The sequence below is a fragment of the Streptomyces sp. NPDC050842 genome, assembly GCF_044456565.1.
Lineage (GTDB): Bacteria > Actinomycetota > Actinomycetes > Streptomycetales > Streptomycetaceae > Streptomyces.
Map to the genome: position 1 here is coordinate 675,559 of NZ_JBITGA010000001.1, position 25,660 is coordinate 701,218.

The 25,660-nt window shown below is 72.1% G+C and carries 28 protein-coding genes; 12 read left to right on the top strand and 16 right to left on the bottom strand.

The genetic code is table 11. The features are described 5' to 3' along the window. Nucleotides 1-4: 4 nt before the first annotated feature. Nucleotides 5-397, top strand: a complete 393-nt coding sequence (locus ACIBG6_RS03000) for a Rid family hydrolase (protein WP_399220712.1) — start codon at nucleotides 5-7, stop codon at nucleotides 395-397. A 48-nt stretch (nucleotides 398-445) separates the two neighbouring features. Here ACIBG6_RS03000 and ACIBG6_RS03005 read toward each other — a convergent pair whose 3' ends face one another. The 6 genes from ACIBG6_RS03005 to ACIBG6_RS03030 all read right to left on the bottom strand — a co-directional run bounded on the left by ACIBG6_RS03005 (nucleotide 446) and on the right by ACIBG6_RS03030 (nucleotide 4,257). After that, nucleotides 446-838 (bottom strand): VOC family protein, encoded by a 393-nt coding sequence (locus ACIBG6_RS03005; RefSeq protein WP_399220713.1) that lies wholly within the window; start codon nucleotides 836-838, stop codon nucleotides 446-448. Next, entirely contained in the window at nucleotides 835-1,137 is a 303-nt protein-coding gene (locus ACIBG6_RS03010) for an ArsR/SmtB family transcription factor (protein ID WP_399220714.1), read from the bottom strand. Before ACIBG6_RS03010 ends, ACIBG6_RS03005 begins: the two co-directional genes overlap by 4 nt. A gap of 66 nt (nucleotides 1,138-1,203) precedes the next feature. After that, a complete protein-coding gene (locus tag ACIBG6_RS03015; RefSeq protein ID WP_399220715.1) occupies nucleotides 1,204-1,614 on the bottom strand; it encodes a PTS-dependent dihydroxyacetone kinase phosphotransferase subunit DhaM in 411 nt (136 codons plus the stop codon). Continuing rightward, nucleotides 1,611-2,231 carry a dihydroxyacetone kinase subunit DhaL gene (dhaL, locus tag ACIBG6_RS03020; protein ID WP_399220716.1) on the bottom strand — a complete coding sequence of 207 codons (621 nt, stop codon included), beginning with the start codon at nucleotides 2,229-2,231 and terminating at the stop codon, nucleotides 1,611-1,613. Before dhaL ends, ACIBG6_RS03015 begins: the two co-directional genes overlap by 4 nt. A 44-nt stretch (nucleotides 2,232-2,275) precedes the next feature. After that, complete coding sequence (gene dhaK / locus ACIBG6_RS03025; RefSeq protein WP_399220717.1) at nucleotides 2,276-3,268, bottom strand: dihydroxyacetone kinase subunit DhaK; 993 nt, start codon at nucleotides 3,266-3,268, stop codon at nucleotides 2,276-2,278. 155 nt (nucleotides 3,269-3,423) lie between these two features. Then, nucleotides 3,424-4,257: a LysR substrate-binding domain-containing protein gene (locus ACIBG6_RS03030; RefSeq protein WP_399220718.1), complete on the bottom strand. Its 834-nt coding sequence runs from the start codon at nucleotides 4,255-4,257 to the stop codon at nucleotides 3,424-3,426. A gap of 24 nt (nucleotides 4,258-4,281) precedes the next feature. Between ACIBG6_RS03030 and ACIBG6_RS03035 the strand changes: the two genes are divergently transcribed. Beyond that, nucleotides 4,282-4,692, top strand: coding sequence for a hypothetical protein (locus ACIBG6_RS03035; protein ID WP_399220719.1), 411 nt, complete (start codon nucleotides 4,282-4,284; stop codon nucleotides 4,690-4,692). A 5-nt stretch (nucleotides 4,693-4,697) separates the two neighbouring features. Here the strand turns inward: ACIBG6_RS03035 and ACIBG6_RS03040 are convergent, their stop codons facing one another. Next, nucleotides 4,698-5,225 carry an ArsR/SmtB family transcription factor gene (locus ACIBG6_RS03040; protein WP_399220720.1) on the bottom strand — a complete coding sequence of 176 codons (528 nt, stop codon included), beginning with the start codon at nucleotides 5,223-5,225 and terminating at the stop codon, nucleotides 4,698-4,700. A 57-nt stretch (nucleotides 5,226-5,282) separates the two neighbouring features. Between ACIBG6_RS03040 and ACIBG6_RS03045 the strand changes: the two genes are divergently transcribed. The 3 genes from ACIBG6_RS03045 to ACIBG6_RS03055 all read left to right on the top strand — a co-directional run bounded on the left by ACIBG6_RS03045 (nucleotide 5,283) and on the right by ACIBG6_RS03055 (nucleotide 8,065). Beyond that, on the top strand, nucleotides 5,283-6,188 hold the full coding sequence (locus tag ACIBG6_RS03045; protein ID WP_399220721.1) for a S41 family peptidase: 906 nt from the start codon (nucleotides 5,283-5,285) through the stop codon (nucleotides 6,186-6,188). 153 nt (nucleotides 6,189-6,341) lie between these two features. Next, complete coding sequence (locus ACIBG6_RS03050; protein WP_399220722.1) at nucleotides 6,342-7,151, top strand: alpha/beta fold hydrolase; 810 nt, start codon at nucleotides 6,342-6,344, stop codon at nucleotides 7,149-7,151. 26 nt (nucleotides 7,152-7,177) lie between these two features. After that, the gene (locus ACIBG6_RS03055) at nucleotides 7,178-8,065 is read left to right on the top strand and encodes a helix-turn-helix domain-containing protein (protein WP_399220723.1); all 888 of its coding nucleotides are present in this window, start codon (nucleotides 7,178-7,180) and stop codon (nucleotides 8,063-8,065) included. Nucleotides 8,066-8,099: 34 nt separating this feature from the next. Here ACIBG6_RS03055 and ACIBG6_RS03060 read toward each other — a convergent pair whose 3' ends face one another. Beyond that, nucleotides 8,100-8,507 carry an ASCH domain-containing protein gene (locus ACIBG6_RS03060; RefSeq protein ID WP_399220724.1) on the bottom strand — a complete coding sequence of 136 codons (408 nt, stop codon included), beginning with the start codon at nucleotides 8,505-8,507 and terminating at the stop codon, nucleotides 8,100-8,102. Nucleotides 8,508-8,557: 50 nt separating this feature from the next. Beyond that, nucleotides 8,558-9,382: a class E sortase gene (locus tag ACIBG6_RS03065; RefSeq protein ID WP_399220725.1), complete on the bottom strand. Its 825-nt coding sequence runs from the start codon at nucleotides 9,380-9,382 to the stop codon at nucleotides 8,558-8,560. A gap of 171 nt (nucleotides 9,383-9,553) precedes the next feature. On the opposite strand from ACIBG6_RS03065, the gene ACIBG6_RS03070 reads away from it, so the two are divergent. Then, complete coding sequence (locus tag ACIBG6_RS03070) at nucleotides 9,554-10,744, top strand: serine hydrolase domain-containing protein (protein WP_399220726.1); 1,191 nt, start codon at nucleotides 9,554-9,556, stop codon at nucleotides 10,742-10,744. 170 nt (nucleotides 10,745-10,914) lie between these two features. Beyond that, nucleotides 10,915-12,825, top strand: a complete 1,911-nt coding sequence (locus tag ACIBG6_RS03075; protein WP_399220727.1) for an alkyl/aryl-sulfatase — start codon at nucleotides 10,915-10,917, stop codon at nucleotides 12,823-12,825. A gap of 22 nt (nucleotides 12,826-12,847) precedes the next feature. Here ACIBG6_RS03075 and ACIBG6_RS03080 read toward each other — a convergent pair whose 3' ends face one another. The 4 genes from ACIBG6_RS03080 to ACIBG6_RS03095 form a co-directional block, all read right to left on the bottom strand. Continuing rightward, nucleotides 12,848-14,941: a SpoIIE family protein phosphatase gene (locus tag ACIBG6_RS03080; protein WP_399220728.1), complete on the bottom strand. Its 2,094-nt coding sequence runs from the start codon at nucleotides 14,939-14,941 to the stop codon at nucleotides 12,848-12,850. 379 nt (nucleotides 14,942-15,320) lie between these two features. Next, nucleotides 15,321-15,668 carry a DUF1330 domain-containing protein gene (locus tag ACIBG6_RS03085; protein WP_399220729.1) on the bottom strand — a complete coding sequence of 116 codons (348 nt, stop codon included), beginning with the start codon at nucleotides 15,666-15,668 and terminating at the stop codon, nucleotides 15,321-15,323. Between the two features lie 131 nt (nucleotides 15,669-15,799). Next, complete coding sequence (locus ACIBG6_RS03090; protein WP_399220730.1) at nucleotides 15,800-16,912, bottom strand: hypothetical protein; 1,113 nt, start codon at nucleotides 16,910-16,912, stop codon at nucleotides 15,800-15,802. Continuing rightward, nucleotides 16,909-17,976 (bottom strand): hypothetical protein, encoded by a 1,068-nt coding sequence (locus tag ACIBG6_RS03095; protein WP_399220731.1) that lies wholly within the window; start codon nucleotides 17,974-17,976, stop codon nucleotides 16,909-16,911. The genes ACIBG6_RS03090 and ACIBG6_RS03095 overlap by 4 nt, the downstream gene beginning before the upstream one ends. 171 nt (nucleotides 17,977-18,147) lie before the next feature. Here ACIBG6_RS03095 and ACIBG6_RS03100 point away from each other — a divergent pair, with 171 nt between their 5' ends. Next, entirely contained in the window at nucleotides 18,148-18,540 is a 393-nt protein-coding gene (locus ACIBG6_RS03100; protein ID WP_399220732.1) for a nuclear transport factor 2 family protein, read from the top strand. 26 nt (nucleotides 18,541-18,566) lie between these two features. Here the strand turns inward: ACIBG6_RS03100 and ACIBG6_RS03105 are convergent, their stop codons facing one another. Continuing rightward, a complete protein-coding gene (locus ACIBG6_RS03105; RefSeq protein WP_399220734.1) occupies nucleotides 18,567-19,529 on the bottom strand; it encodes a GlxA family transcriptional regulator in 963 nt (320 codons plus the stop codon). A gap of 70 nt (nucleotides 19,530-19,599) precedes the next feature. Here ACIBG6_RS03105 and ACIBG6_RS03110 point away from each other — a divergent pair, with 70 nt between their 5' ends. Continuing rightward, entirely contained in the window at nucleotides 19,600-20,568 is a 969-nt protein-coding gene (locus ACIBG6_RS03110; protein ID WP_399220736.1) for an NADP-dependent oxidoreductase, read from the top strand. 132 nt (nucleotides 20,569-20,700) lie between these two features. Here the strand turns inward: ACIBG6_RS03110 and argG are convergent, their stop codons facing one another. Then, nucleotides 20,701-22,155, bottom strand: a complete 1,455-nt coding sequence (gene argG, locus ACIBG6_RS03115) for an argininosuccinate synthase (protein ID WP_399220737.1) — start codon at nucleotides 22,153-22,155, stop codon at nucleotides 20,701-20,703. Nucleotides 22,156-22,302: 147 nt separating this feature from the next. Between argG and ACIBG6_RS03120 the strand changes: the two genes are divergently transcribed. After that, nucleotides 22,303-23,127 (top strand): maleylpyruvate isomerase family mycothiol-dependent enzyme, encoded by an 825-nt coding sequence (locus tag ACIBG6_RS03120; protein WP_399220738.1) that lies wholly within the window; start codon nucleotides 22,303-22,305, stop codon nucleotides 23,125-23,127. Nucleotides 23,128-23,215: 88 nt separating this feature from the next. Beyond that, nucleotides 23,216-23,515, top strand: coding sequence for a DUF1876 domain-containing protein (locus ACIBG6_RS03125; protein ID WP_399220740.1), 300 nt, complete (start codon nucleotides 23,216-23,218; stop codon nucleotides 23,513-23,515). A gap of 97 nt (nucleotides 23,516-23,612) precedes the next feature. Here the strand turns inward: ACIBG6_RS03125 and ACIBG6_RS03130 are convergent, their stop codons facing one another. Then, nucleotides 23,613-24,215: a CBS domain-containing protein gene (locus tag ACIBG6_RS03130; protein ID WP_399220741.1), complete on the bottom strand. Its 603-nt coding sequence runs from the start codon at nucleotides 24,213-24,215 to the stop codon at nucleotides 23,613-23,615. 164 nt (nucleotides 24,216-24,379) lie between these two features. On the opposite strand from ACIBG6_RS03130, the gene ACIBG6_RS03135 reads away from it, so the two are divergent. Beyond that, nucleotides 24,380-25,654, top strand: coding sequence for a YncE family protein (locus ACIBG6_RS03135; protein WP_399220742.1), 1,275 nt, complete (start codon nucleotides 24,380-24,382; stop codon nucleotides 25,652-25,654). Nucleotides 25,655-25,660 lie beyond the last annotated feature (6 nt).

The window sequence follows — 25,660 nt, forward strand, 5'->3', positions numbered from 1 at the left end:
AGCGGTGAGTGATGTTCGACAGAGGGTCAGTTCCGGGTCGCCACTCGAACCGGAGATCGGCTTTTCCCGGGCCGTTCGAAAGGGTGCGTACGTAGCGGTCGCCGGGACCGCTCCCATCGGCGACGACGGGGCCGCCGTCGCGCCGGGCGACGTGTACGCCCAGACCGCCAGGTGTCTCGACATCGCCGAGGCGGCGCTGAAGGCGGCGGGTGCGTCCCTGGACGACGTCGTGCGCACCCGCGTCATGCTCACCGACGTGACCTCGTGGAAGGAGGCCGCGCGGGCCCACGGGGAGCGGTTCGCGGAGGTGCGGCCGGTGACGACCTTCGTCGAGGTCTCGCGGTTCATCGATCCCGCGTGGCTCGTCGAGGTGGAGCTCGACGCGGTCGTGGACTGACGACGGGGGGAGCGGGCCGACAGTCGGCCGGCCCGCCACTGCTCCGTACTACTTCGGCTCCGTCGCGATCTGGATCAGGTTGCCGCAGGTGTCGTCGAAGACGGCGGTGGTGACGGGGCCCATCTCCAGGGGCTCCTGGGTGAAGTGGACGCCGAGGCCGCGCAGACGGGCGTACTCCGCCCGCACGTCGTCGACCGCGAACTGGGCCAGCGGGATGCCGTCCTGGACCAGCGCGTCGCGGTACGGCTTGACCGCCGGATGGCCGGCGGGCTCCAGGAGGAGTTCGGTGCCGGCGGGCTCGTGGGGCGAGACGACCGTCAGCCACCGGTCCGTCTCGCCCAGCGGGACGTCGTGCTTCTTCACGAAGCCGAGGATCTCGGTGTAGAAACGCTCGGCCTTGGCCTGGTCGTCGACGAAGACGCTGGTCAGATGGATCTTCATGAGGTGCTCTTCTCCGGTCCTGGGGTGTCGGGCACGGGCCATCGCTCGGTGATGTGCCGCAGGGGGGCGGTGTTCAGGTCGTGGAACTTGTACCGGCCCTCCCGCCTGGTCTCGACGAGCCCGGCGGCCTCCAGCACGGCGAGGTGCTGGGAGACCCCCTGGCGCGAGATGCCGAGCTGATGCCTCATGCTCAGCCGCGAACAGATCTCGAACAGTGTCTGTCCGGATTTCTCCGTGAGCTCGTCGAGGATCGTGCGGCGGGTGGGGTCGGCCAAGGCTTTGAAAAGGTCGTCGGCCACCACTCCAGGATAGGCAACTCCTCGCTTGCCTATCAAGTCGACACCCTCACTCCCTGGCGCCGTCACTCACTGCTTGCGATAGGTGTACGCCTCCGAGGCCGCCGAGGCCACCGCGTCGAGATCCCCGCCCGCGCTCGCCGTCACCAGCGCCGCGACCGCGCCCTCGACGAACGGCGCGTCGATCAGCCGGGAGCCCTCCGGCAGCGCGTCGCCCTCGGCGAGCAGCGCCTTCACCGTCAGGACCGCACTGCCGAGGTCGACCAGGAGCGCCACCCCGGCGCCGCCGTCGACGGCCTCCGCCGCCGCGCGGATCAGCTCGGCGCTCGTCCCGAGACCGCCGTCGGGGAGCCCGCCCGCCGGCAGGATCGGCGCGGTCCCGCCCCCGCCCGCGAGGCCCTGGGCCAGCGCCGCCACCGCGGCCGCGACATCCGCGCTGTGCGAGACCAGCACGATGCCGACCGGCGCGGTCGCGCTCACCCGGCGCCCTCCGTACGGGCTGCGGCGGCGAGTTCGGCGAACAACAGCGCCGACGACGTCGCCCCCGGGTCCTGGTGCCCGATCGACCGCTCGCCGAGATAGCTGGCCCTGCCCTTGCGCGCCCGGAGCGGTACGGTCGCGAGGGCGCCCTCCTCGGCCGCCGCGCGCGCCGCACCGAAGGAGCTCCGCAGTCCCTCCACGGCCGGGACGAGCGCGTCCAGCATCGTCTTGTCGCCCACCTGGGCGCCACCCAACTGGCCCACAGCGGCCACCCCGGCACCGAACGCCTCCGCGAGCCGCTCCCGGGCGACACGCTCGTCCTCGCCCAGTGCCTTGCCCGTACGGCGCAGAAGTGTCCCGTACAGCGGTCCCGAAGCTCCGCCCACCGTGGAGATCAGCTGCCGTCCCGCGGCGACGAGCACCGCTCCGGGCGTCGCGGGCGGATCCTTCGCCAGCAGCTCCGCCACGGCCGCGAACCCGCGCTTCAGATTGACGCCGTGGTCGGCGTCGCCGATCGCCGAGTCCAGCTCGGTGAGCCGGTCGGCCTCACGGTCGACGGCCCCGGCCGTCGCCTCCAGCCACCGCACGAAGAAGTCCGCACCGAACGTCTCGTCCATGCCTGCGTCCTCACCCTCTCCCACTCCGTCTCCCATACCTTGTCTCACCGACCCCAGCGCAACGCGGGCGTCTGCACCGGCGCGTCCCACAAGCGCAGCAGCTCCTCGTCCACCTCGCACAGGGTCACCGAGCAGCCGGCCATGTCGAGCGACGTCACGTAGTTCCCGACGAGCGTCCGGGCGACCGGGATCCGGCGCTCGGTCAGCACCCGCTGCACCTCGGCGTTGAAGCCGTACAGTTCGAGCAGCGGGGTCGCGCCCATGCCGTTGACCAGCGCGAGCACCGGACCGGACGGGCGCAGGTCCTCGACCACGGCGTCGACGGCGTAGTCCGCGATCTCCCGCGAGGTCATCATGGCGCGTCGCTCGCGGCCCGGCTCGCCGTGGATGCCGATGCCCAACTCCAGCTCGCCGGCGGGGAGATCGAAGGTGGGGCTGCCCTTCGCGGGCGTGCTGCACGCACTCAGCGCGACCCCGAAGGACCGGCAGCGCGCGTCCACTTGGCGGGCGATCGCCTCCACCCGTTCCAGCGGGGCGCCTTCCTCGGCGGCGGCCCCCGCGATCTTCTCCACGAACAGGGTGCCCCCGGTCCCGCGCCGCCCCGCCGTGTACAGGCTGTCGGTCACCGCCACGTCATCGTCGACCAGGACCTTCGCGACCTGGATGCCCTCGTCCTCGGCGAGCTCCGCCGCCATCTCGAAGTTGAGCACGTCGCCGGTGTAGTTCTTGACGACGAACAGCACCCCGGCACCGCTGTCGACGGCGGCCGCGGCCCGTACCATCTGCTCGGGCACCGGCGACGTGAAGATTTCCCCGGGGCACGCAGCCGACAGCATCCCGGGCCCCACGAACCCGCCGTGCAACGGCTCGTGCCCGGACCCGCCCCCGGACACCAGCGCGACCTTCCCGGCCACGGGCGCGTCCCGCCGCACGACGATCCGCCGCTCCACGTCCACGGTCAGCTCGGGGTGGGCGGCGGCCATCCCCCGCAGCGCGTCGGACACGACGGTCTCCGGGACGTTGATCAACATCCGCATGGGTGTCTCCTTGGATTTCGAGGGAGGGGCGCACGTCTGGTGTCTTGGTGGCGGTTCCCGCCTTGGGCAATATCAACGTTGCCGCTGCGAACGTCATGCGGGCAAGACCGCTTCCGCGCGAGTCCTCCTCACCGGGACCGGGTGGTGCCGGGAGGTCACCACCGTCGAGGGGCCGCCGGGAGGTGTGTGGGGTGGTCCTGTCGTGCGGCGGTGCGCAGTGCTGCGATGACGGCCGTGGTCGTCGGTTTCGCGGCCTCCGTGTGACGGGTCGCGCCGAACAGGAGGCGCTGGATCGGGTGGCCTTCGAGGGGTGCCGTGCGGATGCCGGGTGTGGTCGGGTCGATGGCGGTTCGGGGGACGAGCGCGGTCGCGAGACCGGTCCGTGCGAGGGTGAGCTGGGCGGCGATGTCGGCGGTGACGTAGCGGGGCCTGGGTGTGAAGCCGGCTTGGTGACAGGCGTGCAGGATGGCCTGTCCGCAGTCCGTGGTCGGCGGCGGCACGGCCAGATCGTGCGTGGCCAGCTCCAGTAGGGCGACGGGCCCGTCGACGGCTCGGTCGGCTGCGGTGACGACGAGCAGGGGATCGTCGAGCAGCGGTGAGACCTCGATGCCCCGGGGTGTCGCGTCGGGGAGGTGGTGATAGCGCTGGCCCAGCACCACATCGACGGTGCCGAGCGTGAGTTCGCGCAGTTGCGCCTGGTCGGTGACGAGGCAGGTCACCGTGAGCTGCGGATGGAGCGTGCCCAGTGCGGCCAGTGCGGGGGCCACGATCCTGGCGACGGTCGACGGCAGCGCGGAGAGCGTGGCGGTGGTGCCGACCGTGCCCTTGATCGCTGCGATGGCGCACTCGGCCTCCTCCGCGGCGGCGAGGATCCGGTCGGCGTGTTCGCGGAGGACGCGGCCCGCTTCCGTGAGAGCGACGGTACGCCCGTCGGGACGCAGCAGATCGACCCCCACGTCGTGCCGCAGCGCGGCCAGCTGCTGGCACACGGCCCCGCCCACATTCCCGCCGACGTGGACGTGGAGCACTTCAACCACTTGGCACAGCGGCTGATCGATGCCGCTGATGCCGACGCGCTGCCCCTGTTCGCCGGCTGGCGCGCGCAACCCTGCCCCGAAGACGACCCGGTCGGCGCGGCCATGCAGCGCGTACACGTCCTACGGGAACACCGCGGCGCCTGCCATCTGGCGGCGGTGCGCCTGAGTGGGCTGAGCGCCCGAGCGGCCATGGTCATCAACCTCGGCGCCGAGCAGGCGAGCCACTACGGCTGGCAAGGGTCGCATCCCGCCGACGCAACCCAGATCCCCAGAGGGCAGCGTGCCGAACAGCTCACCGACGCGTTGCAGGCGCCGCTCTACGCTGCACTGACCGACCGGCAACGCACCGAGTTCGCTCAGCTCATCGACGCGTTGACCATCATCTGATCCCGTTACCGGGGCGGCAGGACCTGCTGATAGAGCGTCACCAACACGCCGTGCAGGGGCTGGTCTTCTGGCTCTTCCTCGGCCTCGTCGACCAGTCCGGCGAGGGTCTCGCCGAGTTCTCGCGCCTTCGCGGGGCTGAGCCGCAGGTGGCGCAGTGTCAGGTGGGGCTCGGCGGGGGAGAGGTCCAGCTCCTGGGCGACCGCGGCGAGCATCGCGGCGGTGCCTGCCGCTTGGGGTTCGGCGACGATCATGTGGCGGGCCGTGCGCTGGTAGTACTGCTCCGTGCCGCCGCGGACCCGGCGGGTCTCGGCGACGTGGATCAGCCCGGCATCGCGGAGCACTTTGAGGTGGTGGGCCACGTTGCCCTTCTTCGCGTCGAGCTGCGCCGCAAGCTGGCTGGTGGTGGCAGGCCGGTGGCCAAGGGCGAAGAGCAACCGCTGACGCAGCGGGTGGGCGAGTGCCGCGAACTGCTCGGGCGCACCGATCTCCAGGACGTCCTCAGGGGGCGGTGGATAGGGAGGCTCATCACGCATACCGAAAGTGTCTAAACTCTTTGACGCTTTCGCAAGGGCAATGCTCTACTCCCTGCCATGACGACTTCGACGAAGCTTCCGCCGGCCCCTGTCATCGACGAGACAGCCCGGCTCGTGACCGAGCACTACGTCTTCCCCGAGATAGCCGAGCAGCTCGCCGGCCTGCTGCGACGACGCCTCGCCGAGGGCGCCTACGACGTCGACGACGCCGAGGAGCTCGCCCGGCTGGTCACCGCGGACCTCCAGTCCGTCAACGGCGACCGACACCTGAGACTGAAGCACCACGTCGGCCCGGTCCCCCCGAAGCGGGGGGCGGCCACCCTGGACGCCATGCGCCGTGACTTCGACACCTCGCTGGGCGGTGCGCCCCGGGTGCAGTTGCTCGACGGAGGGGTCGCCGTGGTGGAGCTGGCACCGATGCTGTTTCCGCTGGAGTGGGCCGCAGAACCACTGAGCGCCGCGCTCACCCTGGCCTCCCGCGCCCAGGCACTGATCGTGGACCTTCGCGCCAACAGGGGCGGCGACCCGGACACCGTCGCCTTCGTCTGCAGCTATCTACTCGACGAGCGCACCCACCTCAACAGCATGTACTGGCGCAGCGGCGAGCGCAGCGAGCAGTCCTGGAGCCTGCCGCACGTTCCCGGCGCGCGCTTCGGCGGCAGCAAGCCGTTGTACGTGCTGTCCAGCGACACCACCTTCTCTGCCGCCGAAGAGCTGGCGTACGACCTCCAGCAGCTCGGCCGCGCCGTGGTCGTCGGCGAGCCCACCCGCGGCGGCGCACACCCGTGCAACGGCTGGACCGTGCACCCACACCTGGAAGCCACCATCCCCGTCGGCCGCGCCGTCAACCCCGTCTCCGGCACGAACTGGGAAGGCACCGGTGTGCAGCCGGACATCCCTTGCGCTGCCGCCGACTCCCTCGACCGCGCACACGCGCTGGCCCTCGCCCGACTGGCAGGCTGACCCGGCCCAGCTCATCGACAGCACTCCACGCGCCTCCCCTCTCCACGCCGACGGCTGACTTCGGCGGGGGAGGCCCAAAGCCCTGGCGATCGTCGGCCCCGTGACGACATTCGTACAAGACCGAGGGCCGCCGGCCCAGGCATCCTCCCGTGCATGGGGATCTCCGACGGTAAGCATGTGCACGGGATGTACGTGGTCCACGACGGCCCGCGGGAGGCGCCGCCGCTGGTGCTCATCCACGGATCGGGGGCCTCGGGCAGCTCCTGGGGCCCGGTGGTACCGGCACTGGCCGGCCGGTATCACGTCATCCGGATCGACCTCCCGGGCCACGGTCAGTCCCCGCCCGCACCGTCGTACGAGGTGCCTGAGCAGGCGGCCTGCCTGGCCGCGGCGCTCGATGAGCTCGGCCTTCGTCCGGTCACCGTGGTCGGGCACTCCAGCGGCGGATACATCGCCACCGCCCTCGCCGAACAGCGTCCGGACCTGGTGGGTTCGCTCGCGCTGGTCAGCAGTGGCCCGAGTCCCGACGCGCTCCTTCCGCAGCCCGTCATCCTTCGGGTCCTGCTCGACCCGCCGCTCGGCCCGCTTCTCTGGAGAATCCGTTCCGAAGCGATGCTCCGCCGGGGGGTGACCGCGGTGTGCAACCGCCCGGTGGACGTCCCGGACGACCTGATCGCCGACGTACGGGGCATCGGCTACCGCACGTTCAGGGCGGTGCTGCGTCAGAACGGCGCGTACATCGCCGAGAGGAGCGTACCCGCGCGCCTGACCGCACTCGACGTCCCTGTTCTGGTGATCTTCGGCGCTGCCGACCCCCGCTGGGATCCGTCTTCGGCGCACCACTACGACACGGTGCCGAACACGCGAGTCGAGCAGCTGCCCGATGTCGGGCACTTCCCCATGCTCGAAGCGCCGGAGGCAACCGGCGAGTTGCTGCTGTGCTTCGCCGCGACGGGCCGCTGACACCCATCGCCTAGCCTGGTGCTGTGATGTCCACCGAATCACCACCTGACTGGGCGTCGGTGGAGGTCGCCGTGCCCCGGCAGCCGGACCGGCTGCCGGGGGTCAGCATGGCCGGGTTCCGCCAACGTGCTCCGGCGCCCGTGCAGATCGCCATGGTCGCGCACCCCTCGGTCACCCTGTTCGTGGACCTGAGTAACGAAGACAGCCTCGTCTACGACGCCCCCGGTCGGCGCGAACGCGGCAGCATGGTCGTCGGACTGGTACCGGGCGACCTTCGGCTCGGAGGCCGGGCGGCCGGGGGGATCGAGTGCCTCCAGATCCGGCTGTCACCGGCCCTGGCGGTTGCGGTGCTCGGCGCATCGACCGACCTCAGCGGGCCGGTGGTCTCCCTGGAGGACGTCTGGGGCCGCGACGCCGGGCGAACCGAGGAAAGGCTGCGGGCCGCCGCGTCATGGGACGAGCGGTTCACGATCGCCGTGGATGCCCTCGGCCGACGGACGAGCGCCCGCCCGGCGCTTGATCCAGAGGTGGCCGCTGCCTGGTGGCTGATGCTCACCAGCCGGGGACGGGTGCGCGTCGACAGCCTGGCGGACGAGGTGGGATGGAGCCGTAAGCGCCTGTGGTCCCGCTTCCGGTCCCAGATCGGCCTCACCCCCAAGCACGCCGCCCGGCTGGTGCGCTTCGACCACGCCGCCCATCTCCTCGCGGCGGGTAACGCCGCCGCCCAGGTGGCGGCCGCGAGTGGCTACGCCGACCAGGCCCACCTCCACCGCGAGGTCAAAGTGTTCACCGGGGTGACCCCCACCGCCGTAGCCGCTGCGCCGTGGCTCGCCATCGACGACGTCGCGTGGCCGACCTCGCTCCCGGACCTGACACCCCCGACGTCACCGATCCGTCAGGTTCCGGCGAAGTGAGCTGACCGTCTGGTGCGGCGGGAACGTCGTCGGATCAGTCGGACAGCGGGGTCGTACGCGTGAAGTGCACGCACACCACGGGGGTGTCGTCGGTGATGACGCGGCCCTCGCTGTCCTGCCAGTAGTCGGCGTGAACACGGCGCCAGTGGGCGACATCGGTATAGCCCTCGCCCTCGGCTTCGGCGAACGACCAGGGCACCTCGCCGAAAGGCACGGTCGTCACGGCGGTGACACGGAGTTCGGCGAGGACCGTACCGTGACTGTCCAGGAGGGCGAGGACCTCTCCGGGGGTCTCCAGGGCCTCCTCCTCTTCGGCGTACTCGGCCAGCAAGGTGGCGGTGGCGGTCTTCGTGCCCGCCAGGACGAGGGCACTGAGCCTGTCGCGAAGGCTGCCCGGAGTGCCCAGTTCAAGCGTCCGCATGTCGTCTACCCGTGGCCACATGCCGTGGAGCCTAGCGGCCCCTTCGCTGCAAGAGCCCGCGGCTTTTCGGCCTAGGCCGACCGCGTCGAGGTCAGGACGCCGATCTTGTCTATCCGGTGCTCGGGGTTGTTCTGGGCGTCTCGCCAGAAGTTGCCCGCCGCGTTGTCCTCCGGCGTCGCGCACGTGGAGAGCGTGATCATGGCCCGGGTGGGCTTCTCGCCGGGCTCACCCGGCACCGCTGCCCGCTGCTCGGCGAGCGAGCGGGCGGAGCGGAAGGACGTCGACCGGGTCTCGACGATCTCGTAGGTGTAGACGGTGCCCTCGGCGGTGACGTGCACCAGGTCCCCGACCTCGACCGAGGGCAGCTCACGCAGGGGCCCGCCGGCCGAGAGCCGGTGGGCGGTCACCAGATAGTTGCCGATCTCGCCCGGCCCCACGCCGCCGCGCTTTCCGTACGGGCTCGCCGCCACGCCGCGATCCTGGATGCGGGTGCCCGCGCGGTCGTCGGTCGTGCCCTCGTACGGCGTGACGTCCAGGTTCTCGACGCCGATCGACGGTATGGACATCTCGGCGGCGACAGGGCCCCGCGGGGAGGGAGCCGGCGACGTGGCCGGGGTGACCGAGGCTGTGAGGGGAGGGACCTTCGCCGAGGGGGCCGAGGGGGCCGGGGAAGCCGAGGTGGCCGATGCCGCCGGCGCCGAGGTCGAGGGGACCACCGACGTCGGGCCGTGCACGCCCGTGGACGTACCGCTACCGTCGCCGCCCGCGCAGCCGGTCAGCGCGACGACGACCGCGACCACCGCGGCGCCCCCGGTGACGGCGGCGAGCAGCGGCCGGCGGGGGCCGTGGCCCCCGTGCCGGCCCGTACGACGGGACCCACCGCGCTTGGCAGCCATACCCCCAGGATGGCCCACGCCCCACCCGCCACGCCACGGCACCCACGGGCCACACGGCGTCTGGGCCGGATGGCGCATCGGGCAGGCGGGTCCCGGCGGTGCGTCCGAAGCTGGTGCGGACCCCCTGGAACCGGGTGCACGTCCGCCCGGCGTCATCGTGAAGGAGCTCCTGTGGCGGCACCCACCCCCATCCGTTCCCGCTCGCGCGCACGTCTACGGCTGTCCCTCGCCGGCCTGGCCGCGTCCGCGGTGCTCGGCGCCCTGGTCCAGCCCGCACAGGCCACGGGCACGCCGGCCCCCCACGACAAGGCCCTGCAGAAGCAACTGAACGACCTCGTCCGTACGGCGGGAGGGCCGCCCGGAGTGATCGCGCTGCTGCGGCAGGGCGACCGGACGTCGGCCTACCGGGCGGGCGTCTCCGACATCAGGACCGGCCGTCCGCCCCGTGCGTCCGACCACATGCGGATCGCGAGCGTCGCCAAGGCCTTCAGCGGTGCGGTCGCCCTGCGCCTGGTGGACCGGCACAAGCTGGACCTCGACGACACGATCGGCGAGCTCCTGCCGTCACAGCCCGCCGCATGGCACCAGGTGTCGCTCCGCCAGCTGCTCAGCCACACCAGCGGGCTGCCCGACTTCTCGACGGCGCCGGCGTTCCTCGACATCCTGCGGGAAGACCCCAGGCACCGGTTCGACTCCCGCCGGCTGCTCGAATTCGTCGCCGACAAGGAGCTGCTGTTCCCGCCGGGATCGAGGTACGAGTACTCGAACTCCGACAATATCGCCGTCGCGCTGATGGCCGAGGCGGTCACGGGACAGCCGTACGAGCGGCTGCTCGACGAGCTCGTGTACCGGCCCCTCGACCTGCGGCAGACCAGTCTCCCCCAGGGCTACCGGCTGCCGAGGCCGTACCTGCACGGCTATGACGTGACGCCGCCCGCCCCGCCGGAGGACATCAGCGAGGTCCTCAGCGCGTCGGGCGTCTGGGCCTCCGGCGGCATCGTCTCGACGCCGAAGGACCTCAGCGCCTTCGTCCGCGCCTGGGCCGGCGGACGCGGCTTCCTGAAGGAAGAGACGCGCCGCCAGCAGCGGACCTTCATCCCCGGTGCCGCCTCGGAGCCCGCGGGCCCCGGCGTCAACGCGGGCGGACTGGCGATCTTCCGCTACACGACACGCTGTGGCACGGTCTACGGCCACACCGGCAACTTCCCGGGCTACACGCAGCTCGCGGTCGGCACGGCGGACGGCAAGCGGGCCCTCACGTTCTCGATCACCACCCAGACCAGCAAGAGCGTCAAGCCGGACCTGCTGGCCAAGGTCCGCGCCGTCCAGGAGGACTTCGTCTGTGCCCTGCTGAAGCACTGACCCGGCCCGGGCGTCGGCGGGAGCGGCGCGGGCGGGCGGTCGGCGGTCGGCGTACATCCGGGTGCACCCGAACGGGCGAACCCGTCTCGCCGACCGACGACCCCTGCCCGAGGCTCGAAGCCAGGGCAGGCCGGAAACCGCCGGCGTCGCCCGTGACGGAGAGGAAGACCATGGTCGACTCGTCCAAGCCCGCCAGCGCCGCGACCGCGGCCGTCAACCGGGAGGCGCTCTCCCGGTACGCGATGGAGGACCGGCAGGACTTCGCCGACCGGGACCGCGGTTTCCTCGCTCCGCTGCCCGACAAGCTGTACGGCGGGGACGGCCGGGTGATCTTCGACGCGGCGCGGTTCGACTACATCGGCGACGACGTACCCGCCCCTGACACGGTGAACCCGAGTCTGTGGCGGCAGTCGCAGCTGATCCGGAAGGGCGGCCTCTACAAGGTGGTCGACGGCGTCTACCAGGTACGCAACAACGACATCGCGAACCTCACCGTCATCGAGGGCGAGACGGGTCTGGTCGTCGTCGACTGCATGGCCTCCGTCGAGGCCGCCACCCAGGCCATGGGCATGATCCGGGAGCACGTCAGCGACAAGCCCGTCGCCGCCGTCGTCTACACCCACACCCACATCGACCACTACGGCGGGGTCAAGGGCGTCGTGAGCGTCGAGGACGTCGCCTCGGGCAAGGTGCCCATCATCGCGCCGGGCACCGTCGCCTCCTTCGACAAGCACGCGATCGGCGAGAACGTGATCGCGGGCAACGCCATGTCACGGCGGGCGTCGTACGCCTTCAACAGCCTGCTCGACCAAGGCGAGACCGGCTGCGTCACCTGCGGCATCGGCATCTCCACCGTGCCGGGCGTCACCGTCTCGTACATCTCGCCGACCGACCCGGTCACGAAGACCGGCGAGAAACGCGAACTGGGCGGCCTGGAGTTCGAGTTCCTCTACGCCCCGGACACCGAGGCGCCCGAGGAGATGCACATCTGGATCCCGCAGCTGGGGGCGCTCACGTGCGCGGAGAACGCCAACCACTCCCTCCACAACATCCAGACGCTCCGCGGTGCGCGGACCCGAGACGCCCGCAACTTCGCCCGCTACCTCGACGAGACCCTGGAACGGTGGGGCGACGAGGCCGAGGTGCACTACGGACCGCACACCTGGCCGGTCTGGGGCAACGAACAGGTCACCTCGTTCCTGGAGTCGCAGCGCGACACGTACAAGTACATCCACGACCAGGCGCTCCGGCTCGCGAACAAGGGATACACGCCGCTGGAGGCGGCCGAGGTGGTCGAGCTGCCCGAGGAGCTGGACCGCAAGTGGTTCAACCGCGGCTACCACGGCACGCTCCACCACGACGTCCGCGCCGTGTTCACCAAGGAACTCGGCATGTGGGACGGCGATCCCGTCTCCCTCCACCCGCACCCCCCGGTCGAGACGGCCCGCCGCCTCACCGACCTGATCGGTCCCGAGAGGATCCTCGCCGAAGGGCGCCGCGCGTTCGACGCGGGCGACTACCGGTGGGCCGCCCAGATCCTGCACGCCCTGGTGTTCGCCGACCCGGAGCACACCGAGGCGAGGAACCTGCAGGCCGACGCCTACGAGCAGCTGGGCTACCAGGCCGAAGGGCCCCAGTGGCGCGGCATCTTCCTCACCGCGGCCAAGGAACTCCGGGAGGGCGTCGTGCCGGCGGCGTTCGCCACGGCCAGCCCGGACTCGATCCTGGCCATGCCGATCGACATCCTCTTCGACTACGTCGCCGTCCACCTCATCGGCGACAAGGCCGCCGCCGCCGACTTCCGCGTCGACTTCCGCTTCGCGGACGCCGGGGCCGAGGAGACGTGGACGATGTGGGTCCGCCGAGGCGTCCTCAACGCCCGCCGCGGCCCCTCGCCCGACACACAGCTCACGGTGACCGGTCCCAAGGCGGCCCTCGTCTCGACCCTCCTCAAGCCGGCGGGCGCCCCGCAGCTGGCACGGGCGGGGAAGATCACGCTGCAGGGGGACGAGACCGTGCTCCAGACCCTGGCCGGACTGCTCGACGACTTCGACCCGGACTTCGCCATCGTCACTCCCTGATCACCGGAGCCGCCCCGACCCGTCAGGGCAGCTCCTGCTCCGTCCAGATCGTCTTGCCTCGCGGTGTGGGCCGGTGCCCCCACCGCTGGGTGATCTGCGCGGTGATGTAGAGCCCCCGCCCGCCTTCGTCCGTGTCGTCGGCGTACCGGAGCTGGGGCGCCGTGCTGCTGTCGTCGGTGACCTCGCAGATGAGAGCCCGGTCCCGGATCAGGCGCAGCTCGATCGGGCCCGTCGCGTAGCGGACCGCGTTGGTGACGAGCTCGCTGACGACGAGTTGGGTGGTGAAGGCGAGTTCGCCGAGGCCCCAGGACGTGAGGCGCTCGGAGACGAGCCCGCGGGCGGCCGCGACGGTCGCCGGTTCGTTGACCAGCTGCCATGTGGCCACGTGCTCGGAGTCCAGGAGGCGCGTGCGGGCGAGCAGCAGGACCGCGTCGTGCCGCGAGAGCCGGGCGGTGAGGATCCCGAGGAGGGCGTCGCACGCGGCCTGCAGACTCCGGCCCTCGGTCCGCAGCTCGTCACGCAGGCGGTCGAGCCGCTCGTCCGTGGTGGCCTGAGGGGCGGCCTCGCGAAGTGCCGTGTTGTAGAGGACGAGGACGCTGTCCTCGGGGAGGGTTCGCCGCACCGCCGTGTACCGGGCGACACCCTGCCCCAGAGCCGGTCCGTCGGGGATGTCGACGAGCTCCATCCTGCCGTCCGGGTAGGCGACGACCGGCGGGGGATGACCGGCCGTCGACATGACGCACACTCCCGTGACCGGGTCGTACACCACGATGAGGCAGCTGGCGCGCATGGGCCCGTCCTCGGGACCGCCCTCCGCGAACCCGCCCATCGCACCACCGAGGCGCGTGACGAGGCCGTGCAGACGCTCCAGCAGCTCGTCGGGCGGCAGGTCGAGATCCGAGAGGGCGCCGATCGCGGCGCGCAGCTCTCCCATCGCGGCCACCGCGTGAAGGGTCCGCCCGGCGGTGTCTCCCACGACGAGCGCGACACGCGCCCCGGACAGCGGGATGACATCGAACCAGTCCCCGGCGGCGCCCGACGGCAGATAGCTGTGCGCGGTCTCCACCGCGGACTGCCAGGGGACCTCGGGCGGCCGCAGCCCCAGCTGGAGGACGCGGGCGGCGGACGTCTCCCGGGCGTACAGCCGCGCGTTGTCCAGACAGAGCGCGGCGCGGTCCGTCAGCTGGACGGCGAACGTGAGATCGTCCTGCTCGTACGCGGGCGGCCCGTGCAGCCGGTAGAAGCAGGCCAGTCCGAGGACGACGTCCCTGGCGGACAGCGGAACGATCATCAGGGACTGCACCCCGGCCGACAGGAGACGCTCCCGCAGCTCCGGCTCCTCACCGGCCCACGCCCGGCCCGCGGCCAGGCTGGTGACCAGGCGCGGCCGCAGGTCGGCCAGAGCCTGCTGGTACGCCGGACTCAACGAGACGTCGCTCATCTGACCCACCGCCGCGCCACCCCGCTGCCGGTCGTCGCCGTCGGCGCGTCCCACACGACGGAGAGGCAGGTTCCGGGCAGCCGGGCCGGGTACGGGCGCGTCGCCGCGCAGCACCGAGTCGATGACGTCCACGGTGACGATGTCCGCGAGGTCCGGTACGGCGACGGAGGCGAGTTCCCGGCCGATGCCGAGGACGTCCAAGGTGGCTCCGAAGCGGGCGCCGGCCTCGTCGAGCAGGCGCAGACGCTCCTGCGCCCGATGCCGCTGCGTGACGTCGAGGGCCACGGCCGCCAGGCCCAGTACGGCACCCTCCTCGTCGTGCAGGCGGAACCAGGAGACGGACAGCATGGCGTCGCGGTGGGCGTCCCCGGGATTCCGGACCGGCATCTCGATGTCCCGTGCGGGCTGCCCCGTGTCCAGAACCCGTCTCGCTGCCCGCTCGGCGGCCTCGGCATCCTGGATGCGGAGGCGCCGCAGTACCTCGATCAGCGGCTGTCCGGTCACGTCCCCGAGCGGGAAGAGCCGGGCGAACCGTGCGCTGGGCCGGAACCGTACGACCCGAAGGTCCGGGTCCAGCACGTGCAGCCCGAAGGGGAACTCCGAGAACACGGCGTCCAGCACGGCCTTGTCGAGCGCCGGGCCCGCCGAGCGGTCCGCATCCTGAGAGCGGCCCATCACACCCTCTCCCGCCTTGTCCGATCGTCCGGGGCAGCCCCTTCGATTACAGCACCACGCGGGAGATCGGCCAGCCGACGAGTTCGGTCGCAGGAAGGCACCCCATGGCGTCACCGCACAGGGGCGTCCGAGGTGACGGCTGCGGCCAGGTCCGCGTACCCGTCGAGTACGAGGAAGGCCGCTCCCGCCATCACCGCGAGCAGGAGCACTCGCCGGCGCCCCACCGAACCCGACCGTCGCCACCCCGGTGGGCAGCGTCGGCATCGCGGTGTTCGACACCCGCATCGAATCCGCTGAGAGTCTCGATCCTCAGGGACGGTCCGTCGACAGCGTCGGCGGACCGTCCCTGTCGCAGCACCGGTGATCCGGACGCATCCGCCTAATCGGCGGGCATGGCCTCCAGCATGGCCTTCGCGGTGGCCGCCGGGTCGTAGTCCGCGGGGACGCCCTCGACCAGAATGATGTCGCCGTCCAAGTGACGGGACCTCAGCGGCGAGATCTCCTGGTACGCCGGCGAGTCCCACCAGGCCCGCGCCTCGGCGATCCCGGGGAACCCGATCATCACCACCGGTCCGGACCAGTCGCCCTCCTTCACTTCGTGCGTCGTCCCGTGCACGAGGAAGCGGCCGCCGTACGGCTCGAAGGTGGCGGGGATGCGCTCGATGTACTCGACGACCTCGGCATGCGGGGTCCCGTTGTACAGCTTCGCGATGGCGTACGCGGTCATGGCTTGCGTCCTTCCGGTCGGTTCCTGCTCCGTACGCGGATGATCGTGGCTTTCCGCCGCGACAGGGTCGATGACCCGGCAGGTAATCGACTCCGCCCCCCGGACCGGTCGCGCGTCCCGCCGGACGCCCCCTAGTCGACCGTGACCGTGCAGCCGTGGGCCTTCGCCGAGCGGTCGGCGAAGGCCGACAGGGCGGTGCGGAGGCCCGCGTGGTCGAGGGCGAGGTCGGTGGTGCGGCCGCGTTCGCCGCCCACCGGTGCGACGACGTAGGCGGCTCGGTCCACCGCGCCGCGGCACTCCGCCCACAGGATGTAGCGACCGTCCGGGGCGTCGCCCGCCCGTTGGTCGGTCACGTCGTCGAGGAGGTTCCGCGTGCTGCGCTCCAGTGCGGGGCCGTACGTCGCGGTGAACGTGTACAGCGGTGCGCCCCGCAGGCCGCCCAGGGTGCAGCCCTCGACCGGCTTCGGTCCCGGCGCGGTCTCGACGGCCGTCCGGACCCCCCAGCGTGCGGAGGTCCGCGGGTCGACGATTCCGGCGCAGCTGCCCGACACCGACGCGAAGGGCTCGTGGTCCCAGGCGTTCACGGAGGTGTCGACCTTCCGCACCGGCGCGCCCTCGGTGACCTCGCACCCCTCCTGCTGCCGGGCGTAGGCCGTCGCCGTCCGGGTCAGCACCGCGGTGAGCCCCGTCCGGGCCTCCGGGCGGCCGAAGTCGGCCCGGTCGATCCTGGCGCGTGCCTCCGCGACGAGGCCGCCGCCCCGTGTGCCGCCGCAGTCGAGCAGGACGGTGGCGGACGCCTCGCCCCGGTCCTCCCGGTCGGGGTCGAACGCGAAGCCACCGGTCCACCCGTGGCCAAGTGGCGCGTCGGTGCGTGTCGCGTCCACCGTGGCGAAGTGGTCCCGCGCGTCGCTCACCGTCACGCGCAGGTCGATACGGCCGTCCTCCTCGTACTCCTCATCGGCTTCGCTCACCCGGCACTGCCAGAAGCTCCTGCCCGTCCTCACCTCCGCCGTCACCCCGGCCCCGCCGACCAGCTCCCGCACCGGATCGGCCGCCAACGTGCCGTCGCACGCCGAGTCCAGGGCGCGGTCGTCGAGCCAGGCCTGCAAACCGCCCGACAGCCAGAACAGGCCGCCCGCCACCACGGCCGCGCCGGCCGTCAGGCCCGCCGCGAGCCGGATCCGCCGCCGTCGGCGTATCCGGTCCAGCTCCTGCTCCACGGGCTCCACGGTCTCCTCGCTCATCCCCACACCTTTCCGAGCACCTTCGTGTCACCGCAGTCGCCCGACGCGTCGAGGTAGCGCGCGAGGAGCGCATCGGCGCGGGAGAGGAGCAGATCGCGGTCCGCTCCCTCCAGGCCGAGACGGTGCAGGGTCCGGCCGCCCGCGCACCGGGCCTCGGCCCAGACCGCGAGTTCGTACGTCTTGGCCCCGGCGGCCGGCTGTCCGTCGCGCCCGGCCAGGGCGAGCTCGTGCCCGTACTCGGTACGCACTTCCGGCAGGACCTCGCCCCACCAGCTCGCGGAGCTCACCACCACACCGCCCCCCGGCTTCGAGAGGGTCGTGGAACAGGCCCTGGCCCAGGCGTGGGTGGCCCCGTAGGCCGACTGCTCGGCGCCCTTCAGAGCGGGGCCGAGCAGCGCCGGGCGGAACCAGGCGCACTCCGCGGGCGGCGCGTCCGGCGCCGCCTCCTGCGCGGACGGGGAGACCTGTCGCACGTCGGTGTCCCGTACCGGCTTCCCGCCGCAACGCCCGCTCGTGCGTACGTCCTCGGCGACGGCGGCGACGAGCGTGCCGAGCCATTCGCTCGCCGGGCTGTCCGTCGAGGCGTGCACCCGGAACGACGTGGCCGGGCGGGCGTACCCCGGCAGGCCGCTCGGGCAGGGGACCGTGACGCGCTGGTCCGCGCGCTTGTGCTCCTCGGCCCAGTCCGGCAGTTCCTCGTACGGGGTGCGGCTCACGACGTCGTCCACCCGGACGCTCTTCAGCGGCGGGTCCAGGACCGGCTCCGCCGTCACGGTGAACCACGGGTCGCCGTCGCCGTCCCCGCCGACGGTGCACGACACGAGGCCCCGCGGCCCGGGTCCGGTCCGCAGCGTCCACCAGGCGTCGTCGGCCAGCAGCTCCGCCGCGTCCTCGCGGGGCAGCGCCCCGCCGCACGCCCGGGCCAGCGCGTCCTCGTTGTGCCGGTGGCGCTGCTCGCCCCGCACGAGGGCGAAGCCCGCCGTCAGTGCCACGAGCAGCAGGACCAGCGTCGCCTGCGGCAGCCATCGGTGCCGCCGGAACCGGGCCCATGCCGAATCGCTCATCCCCGCCCCCTGTTTGCTTCCCGCCCTCGCCCGGGCGTCGCACGTGCGAATCAACCACCGCACGCTATCCCACCCGCCCCACGCGCCTGGCCGCTGGACAGCCGCACCGTCCGGGCATAGCCTCCGACTCACCTATTCAACTTATTGAGTACGTGTATGTGAGGAGGGTCCATGCACCCGTTCCGCAAGGCCGTCGAGGACCGTGACCCGGACGCCCTGGAGGCGCTGCTCGCCGAGGACGTCGTCTTCACCAGCCCGGTGGCGTTCGCGCCGTACGCGGGCCGCGCGATGACCGCCGCGATCCTCCGCGGCGTGATGCGCGTCTTCGAGGACTTCACGTACGTCCGGGAGATCGCGAACCCCGACGGCCGCGACCACGCCCTCGTCTTCACCGCGACCGTCGCCGGGAAGCAGATCCACGGCTGCGACTTCCTCCACGTCGACGAGGACGGGAAGATCGACGACCTGACCGTCATGGTCCGGCCCCTGTCGGCGGCCCGGGCGCTCTCCGAGGCCATGGGTGCGCAGTTCGACCGGATCGCCCGCGAGGCGGCCGGCGGCTGAGCCGATCGGGGGGAGGGTGAGGGGGCTCAGGCCACGGGCACACCGCGGAAGGTGCGCCGGTAGGCGAGCGGGGTGACGCCGATGGCGGCGTGCAGGTGCTGGCGCAGTGAGGTGCCGGTGGCGAAGCCGACCTGTCCGGCGATGTCGTCCACGGCCAGGTCGGTCGTTTCGAGCAACTGCCGGGCGCGGGACACCCGCTGCTGGATCAGCCACCGCCCCGGGCTCATGCCGACCTCCTCGTCGAACCGCCGGGCGAACGTGCGCAGGCTCATCCGGGCGTGCCCGGCGAGCTCGCTCAGGGCGAGCGGTTCGTGCAGCCGCTCCAGCGCCCACTGCCGGGTCGCCGAGGTGTCGTTCGCCGTCGCCTCGGGGACCGGCTGCTCGATGTACTGCGCCTGCCCGCCGTCCCGCCACGGCGGTGCGACGCACATGCGCGCGACCCGGTTGGCGACGGCGGCGCCGTGGTCCTTCCGTACGAGATGGAGGCAGACGTCCACCCCCGAGGCGGCGCCCGCCGAGGTCAGGACGGACCCGTCGTCGACGAAGAGGACGTCCGGGTCGAGCGCCACCTGCGGGAACCACGAGCGGAAGGTGTCCACGAGCGCCCAGTGCGTGGTGGCGGGACGGCCGTCCAGCATCCCGGCCGCGGCCAGCACGAACGCGCCCGTGCAGATGGAGACCAGCCGGGCCCCCGGGGGCACGGACGCGAGCGCCTCGGCGACCGCCGGCGGTACCTCGCGGGTGAGGAGCGACAGGTCGAAGGGCGGCAGCACCACCGTGTCGGCCGCGCGCAGCACCTCCGGGCCGTGCGCGACGGTCACCGAGAAGTCGGCGTTGGTCCGGACGGGCAGGCCGTCCACCGAGCAGGTCACGACCTCGTAGAACTCCGGCGTGGCACCGAACACCCGATTCGGGATCCCCAGCTCGAACGGGTACACCCCGTCCAGGGCGAGGACGACGACACGATGGCGGTTTCCCCTGACGGTCATGGCAGAATCCTGTCGAAAGATGGCAATCATGCCATGGTACGCCGCGGGGCGGCCGACGACGCTGGTGGGCATGACGAATCACCGCACCATGCGCGCCATGAGCCAGACCGTCCACGGCACCCCCGACGTGCTCCAGGAGGTCGTGGTCCCGCGGCCCGAGCCCGGCCTGAACCAGATCCTCGTCGCCGTCCGCGCGGCCGGCGTCAACCCGACCGACTGGAAGCACCGTTCCGCCGGCCTGTTCCTCGACCATCTGCCGCTCGTCCTCGGCTGGGACGTCTCCGGAGTCGTGGAGGCCGTCGGTTACGGCGTGACCCTCTTCAAGCCGGGCGACGAGGTCTTCGGGATGCTGCCCTACCCGTACGGCGTCGGCTCGCACGCCGAGTACGTGACCGGCCCCGCCCGCGCCTTCGCGCACAAGCCGGCCGACGTCGACCACGTCCAGGCCGGAGCCCTCCCGCTCGCCGCCCTCACCGCGTACCAGGCGATCGTCGACACCGCCCAGGTCGGCCCCGGACAGCGGGTCCTCGTCCACGCGGCCGCCGGCGGCGTCGGACACCTCGCCGTCCAGATCGCCAAGTCCCGCGGCGCGTACGTCATCGGCACCGCGAGCGCCGCCAAGCACGACTTCGTCCGCTCCCTCGGCGCGGACGAGGTGATCGACTACCGATCGGTCGACTTCGCCGAGGTCGTCGGGGACGTCGACGTGGTCCTCGACCCGGTCTCCGGGGACACCCGTGTCCGCTCCCTCGGCGTCCTGCGCCCCGGCGGCGTCCTCGTCTCCCTCCTCCCGGGCACCGACCCGGACGAGGCGACGAAGGCCGCGGCGCGCGGAGTGCGCGTGGAGACCCTGCTCGTGGAGGCCGACCAGGCAGGCATGAAGGCCGTCGCCGAACTCGTCGGGTCCGGCGCCCTGCGCGCCCACGTCGAGGCCGTCTTCCCGCTCGCCGACGCCGCCAAGGCCCACGCCCTCGGTGAGACCGACCGCACCACGGGCAAGATCGTCCTGGTCGTGGACGAGGCGCCTGCCGCGGGCTGAGGGCGACCTTTGACGCAGGACGTCCCGTGACGCAGGGCTTCCCGTGACGCAAGGAGTCCCGTGACGCCGGAAAGGCCGGCTCGGCGCTGTGCGCGCCGAGCCGGCCTTTCCTGTGCCCGAAGGGGCGGACGGCTAGTCCGTGCCCATCTCCATCGCCGCGCGGTCGAGCATCTCGTCGTCGTCGGAGACCTCGCCCCGGGAGGCGATCGCCTCGGCGCCGCCCTCCGGCAGCTCCGTCAGGGTGCCGATCAGGCCGGTCGCGGCCGCCTGGGCGGCGCCGATGGCGGGGCTGCCCGTGCCGATCAGGCCGAGGACGGCGTACTGCTCCAGCTTGGCGCGGGAGTCGGCGATGTCGAGGTTCCGCATGGTGAGCTGGCCGATCCGGTCCACCGGGCCGAACGCCGAGTCCTCGGTGCGCTCCATGGAGAGCTTGTCCGGGTGGTAGCTGAACGCCGGGCCCGTCGTGTCGAGGATCGAGTAGTCCTCGCCGCGCCGCAGCCGCAGCGTCACCTCGCCGGTGACGGCCGCGCCGACCCAGCGCTGGAGCGACTCGCGGACCATGAGGGCCTGCGGGTCCAGCCAGCGGCCCTCGTACATGAGACGGCCGAGACGCCGGCCCTCGTTGTGGTACTGGGCGAGGGTGTCCTCGTTGTGGATCGCGTTGACGAGCCGCTCGTAGGCCGCGTGCAGCAGGGCCATGCCGGGCGCCTCGTAGATGCCGCGGCTCTTGGCCTCGATGATCCGGTTCTCGATCTGGTCCGACATGCCCATGCCGTGGCGGCCGCCGATGGCGTTGGCCTCCATCACCAGGTCGACGGGGGAGGAGAACTCCTTGCCGTTGATGGTCACGGGACGGCCCTGGTCGAAGCCGATCGTGACGTCCTCGGCGGCGATCTCGACCGACGGGTCCCAGAAGCGGACGCCCATGATGGGCTCGACCGTCTCCACACCGGTGTTCAGGTGCTCCAGGGTCTTCGCCTCGTGCGTGGCGCCCCAGATGTTGGCGTCGGTGGAGTACGCCTTCTCCGTGCTGTCCCGGTAGGGGAGGTCGTGGGCGACGAGCCACTCCGACATCTCCTTGCGGCCGCCGAGCTCGGTCACGAAGTCCGCGTCGAGCCACGGCTTGTAGATCCGCAGGTGCGGGTTGGCCAGCAGGCCGTACCGGTAGAACCGCTCGATGTCGTTGCCCTTGAACGTCGAGCCGTCGCCCCAGATCTGGACGTCGTCCTCGAGCATGGCGCGGACCAGCAGCGTGCCGGTGACGGCGCGGCCGAGCGGCGTGGTGTTGAAGTAGGCACGCCCGCCCGAGCGGATGTGGAACGCACCGCAGGTGAGCGCGGCCAGGCCTTCCTCGACCAGCGCGGCGCGGCAGTCGACCAGGCGGGCGATCTCGGCGCCGTACGTCTTCGCACGGCCGGGCACCGAGGCGATGTCGGGCTCGTCGTACTGGCCGATGTCGGCGGTGTAGGTGCACGGGACGGCGCCCTTGTCGCGCATCCACGCGACCGCGACCGAGGTGTCGAGGCCGCCCGAGAAGGCGATGCCGACGCGCTCGCCGGCGGGAAGGGAGGTGAGGACCTTAGACATGGGAAGAGTATGCATCATCCTGCATGGTCATGCAACGTGGGGTCCGCGTGAAGATCGGCGCCGCGTGGGCTTACCCCTGGTACGGTCCCTCACCGACCGGTACTCCGCAACGGGGGAGTTGCCGGCGTCCTGGGAGGGGTGGAGAGGGTGCAGCGAACGACCGCGGTACTTACCGAGGATCTCGCCGAGGCGATACGCGGAACCGCCGAGGACATCGCGAAGGTCCTGCGCGCGCCGCAGGCCGGGGGCGCCGGGCACCGCGGTGGTCTGCCGGTTCCCCGGTCCGTCTGGACGGTCGGCGAGGCCGCCGCGCACCTGGCCCAGGTGAACGGCCTCATGGCGGACCTCGCCGCCGGTCACGAGTGTCCCTACGGCGACGGCACCCCCGGCGGCCTGGCCGAGGCCAACGAACGCGCCCTCGCCGGATTCGCCGAGCGCGACCCGGCCCTCCTCGCCGACATGATCACGGTGCAGGCCGAAGCCTTCCTGGACGCGGTCGAACGGCGCCATCCGGACGAGGTGCTCGTCACCCCGCTCGGCACGATGGGCCCGGCCGTCCTCGGCTCGTACCTGCTGACCCACATGCTCGGCCACGGCTACGACCTGGCCCTCGCCCTGGGCCGCCCCCACATGGTCGACGCCCGCCGGGTCGCCCTCACCCTCCCCTTCATGTTCGTCGCGATGCCGAGGGTGGCCGACCCGGCCGCCGTCGCCGGTCTGACCGCGGCCTTCGCGGTACGGCTCCGGGGCGGCCCGGCCTTCGGCGTCACCGTCACGGACGGCGAGGTCCGGGTCGCCCACGAACCGCCCGTCCGCCCGGACTGCACGATCCTCACCGATCCGGTCGCCTTCCACCTGCTGGCCCTGGGGAGGCTCGACCCGTGGCCCGTGATCGCCCGGGGCAAGGCCCTCGGCTGGGGGCGCAAGCCCTGGCTCGCGCCCCGCTTCCCTCGCCTCTTCCGCGCGCCCTGACGGGGTTCGGGGTCGCCGGCCCGCGCCCCCGCGCGCGGAGGCGCGGGCCGGTGGATGCTGGTAGTAGCCATGCGCGAGGAGGCAGACCATGACACGCACCCTGGAGTGGACGGTCGGCCTGGAACTGGTCGAGGAGAGCGGCAGGACGGACGCCGAGGCGCGCCTGAGCACCGGCACCTCGACCATCACGGGCCACGGCACCGCCCGCTGCAACCCGTCGGACGTGGACGTCCCGGCGATCGGCGACGAGCTCGCCGCGAGCCGGGCCATGAAGGACCTGGCCGGCAAACTCATGCGGGAGGCCAACCGGGAGATGGAGGCGGTGGGTGCGGATACCGTGCCCCGGCACACCGGTCCCGGATACGGCTGGCCGGAGGCGGTCTCCTGATCCCAGGTCTTCTGACCCCTGATCCTCCGATCTCCTGACGGAGTCGCCACCCGCCCCGGGGATCCGGCCGGACGGGCACCGCCCGGCCGGATCCCCGCTAAGCGGCGCCGTCGCCGTCCTCGTACGCGAGCCGGTCCACGACCTCGACGACGCCGTCCACCGTCTCGCACAGCCGGACCAGGATCGGCGCGGTGTCCGCGCTGTCCAGGGTGCCGCTGAGCGTCACCACGCCCTCGTCGACGTCGATGTGCACGGCGGCGGGGGAGAGGCGCAGGATACGGACGACGACGTCCTCCCGGATCTCCTCCTGGATCGACCGGTCCCGCCGCAGGAACAGCTGGAGGAGGTCGCTCCGGCTCAGCACGCCGATGAGCCGGCCGTCCGAGTCCACCACCGGCAGCCGCTTCACGCGGTGCCGCTCCATCAGCCGGGCCGCCTCGACCGCCGTCCACGACGGGCGGGCCGTCAGGACCGGGCTCGACATCATCGCCTCGGCCGTGCTCGGGCCGTCCTTCGCGGTGTGCCGTCGCAACAGGTCCGCCTCGGAGACGACGCCCACGGGTCGGTTCTCGTCGTCGACGACGGGGACCGCGGTGATGCCGTACTCGTCGAGGAGCCGCGCGATCTCCTTGAATGACGTCCCCCGCTGCACCGCGACCGCGGCCGGCGTCATCAGGTCCGCGACACTGCGGTTCCTCATCGTCCGTTCCGTCCCTTCTGCGTTCCGGACTCCATGGTCCCGCACCGGACGTAGTCCTGGTGTGAGGGGGTGGCGAACGAGGGTCGGACAGGGGCTTGCCGGAGGTGTCATGTACATGGTTACTTCGGGTAAGTCGCGGTTCCGAGAAGGAAGAAGGACCCCTCATGCCCTCCCCTCGCACATCCCGCCGCCGCCGTTTCGGCGGCGCCCTCGCGCTGGCCCTCGCCCTCCTCGCGACGACCGGTGCCACCGGAACGGCCGCCACGGGAACGACCCCGGGCGGCGCCCCCGCCGGGCTGCGCGAGGTGATGTTCGTCGGCAACAACTGGGACGGTACGGCCGACGTCATCGAGTCCCGCGGCGACTTCCGCCGCATCGGACGGCTGAACGTCGTCCCCGACCGGGAGGAGCGGCTGCGGGAGATCTATCTGAACCCCGTCAAGCTCGCCTTCTTCCTCGGCGTCCGCAGCGGACCGGGGGAGGGGCACGACCAGTTCGTCGACGACATGTACGCGACCCCCGACGGCTCCGCCATGGTCGTCTCCCGCCCCAGCTTCGCCGACGTGGTCTCCCTCGACCTGCGCACCGGGCGGATCAACTGGCGCTTCCCCGTGGCCGGTTACCGCGCCGACCACATGGCCGTCTCGCCCGACGGCACCCGGGTCGCCGTCTCCGCCTCCACGGCGAACACGGTGCACGTCCTCGACATCGCCACGGGCCGTCAGCTCGGCTCCTTCGCAACCGGCGACAAGCCTCACGAGAACGTCTTCACCTCCGACGGCCGGCTGTGGAACATGTCCATCGGCGAGGTCACCACCGCCCTCGACGCGCCCTGGCTCGACTGGACGAAGGGCGACCGGCGCATCACCGTCGTCGACGCCCGCACCTTCGAGACCGTCCGGGTGATCGACATGCGCACCCGCCTCGACGCCTTCGGCCGCGACGACCTCTCCGACGCCGTACGGCCGCTCGTCTTCACCCCGGACGAGAAGAAGCTGTACTTCCAGGTCTCGTTCCTCAGCGGGTTCCTGGAGTACGACATCGCCACCGACCGGATCACCCGGGCCAAGTACCTCCCCGGCAGCCCGTCGACCGACCCCGACCGCACCAAGTGGGTCAACGACTCGCGCCACCACGGCCTGTCGATCAGCCCCGACGGGGCCAAGCTGTGCGTCGCAGGAACGATGGACGACTACGCCACCGTCGTCGACCGGGAGAGCCTCCGGCAGGGTCCGCTCGTCGAGGTGTCCAAGCCCTACTGGGCGACCGTCAGCGGCGACGGAAAGTCCTGTGTCGTCTCCGAGAGCGGCGCCGACCGGGTGACGGCGATCGACTTCGCCACCGGCCGGAGGGTGGCCACCGTCGATGTCGGCGACCACCCCCAGCGCGTCCGGCTCGCCCGGGTGCCCGCCGACTGGACGGGCACCACGGGGAGTTGAGCCGGG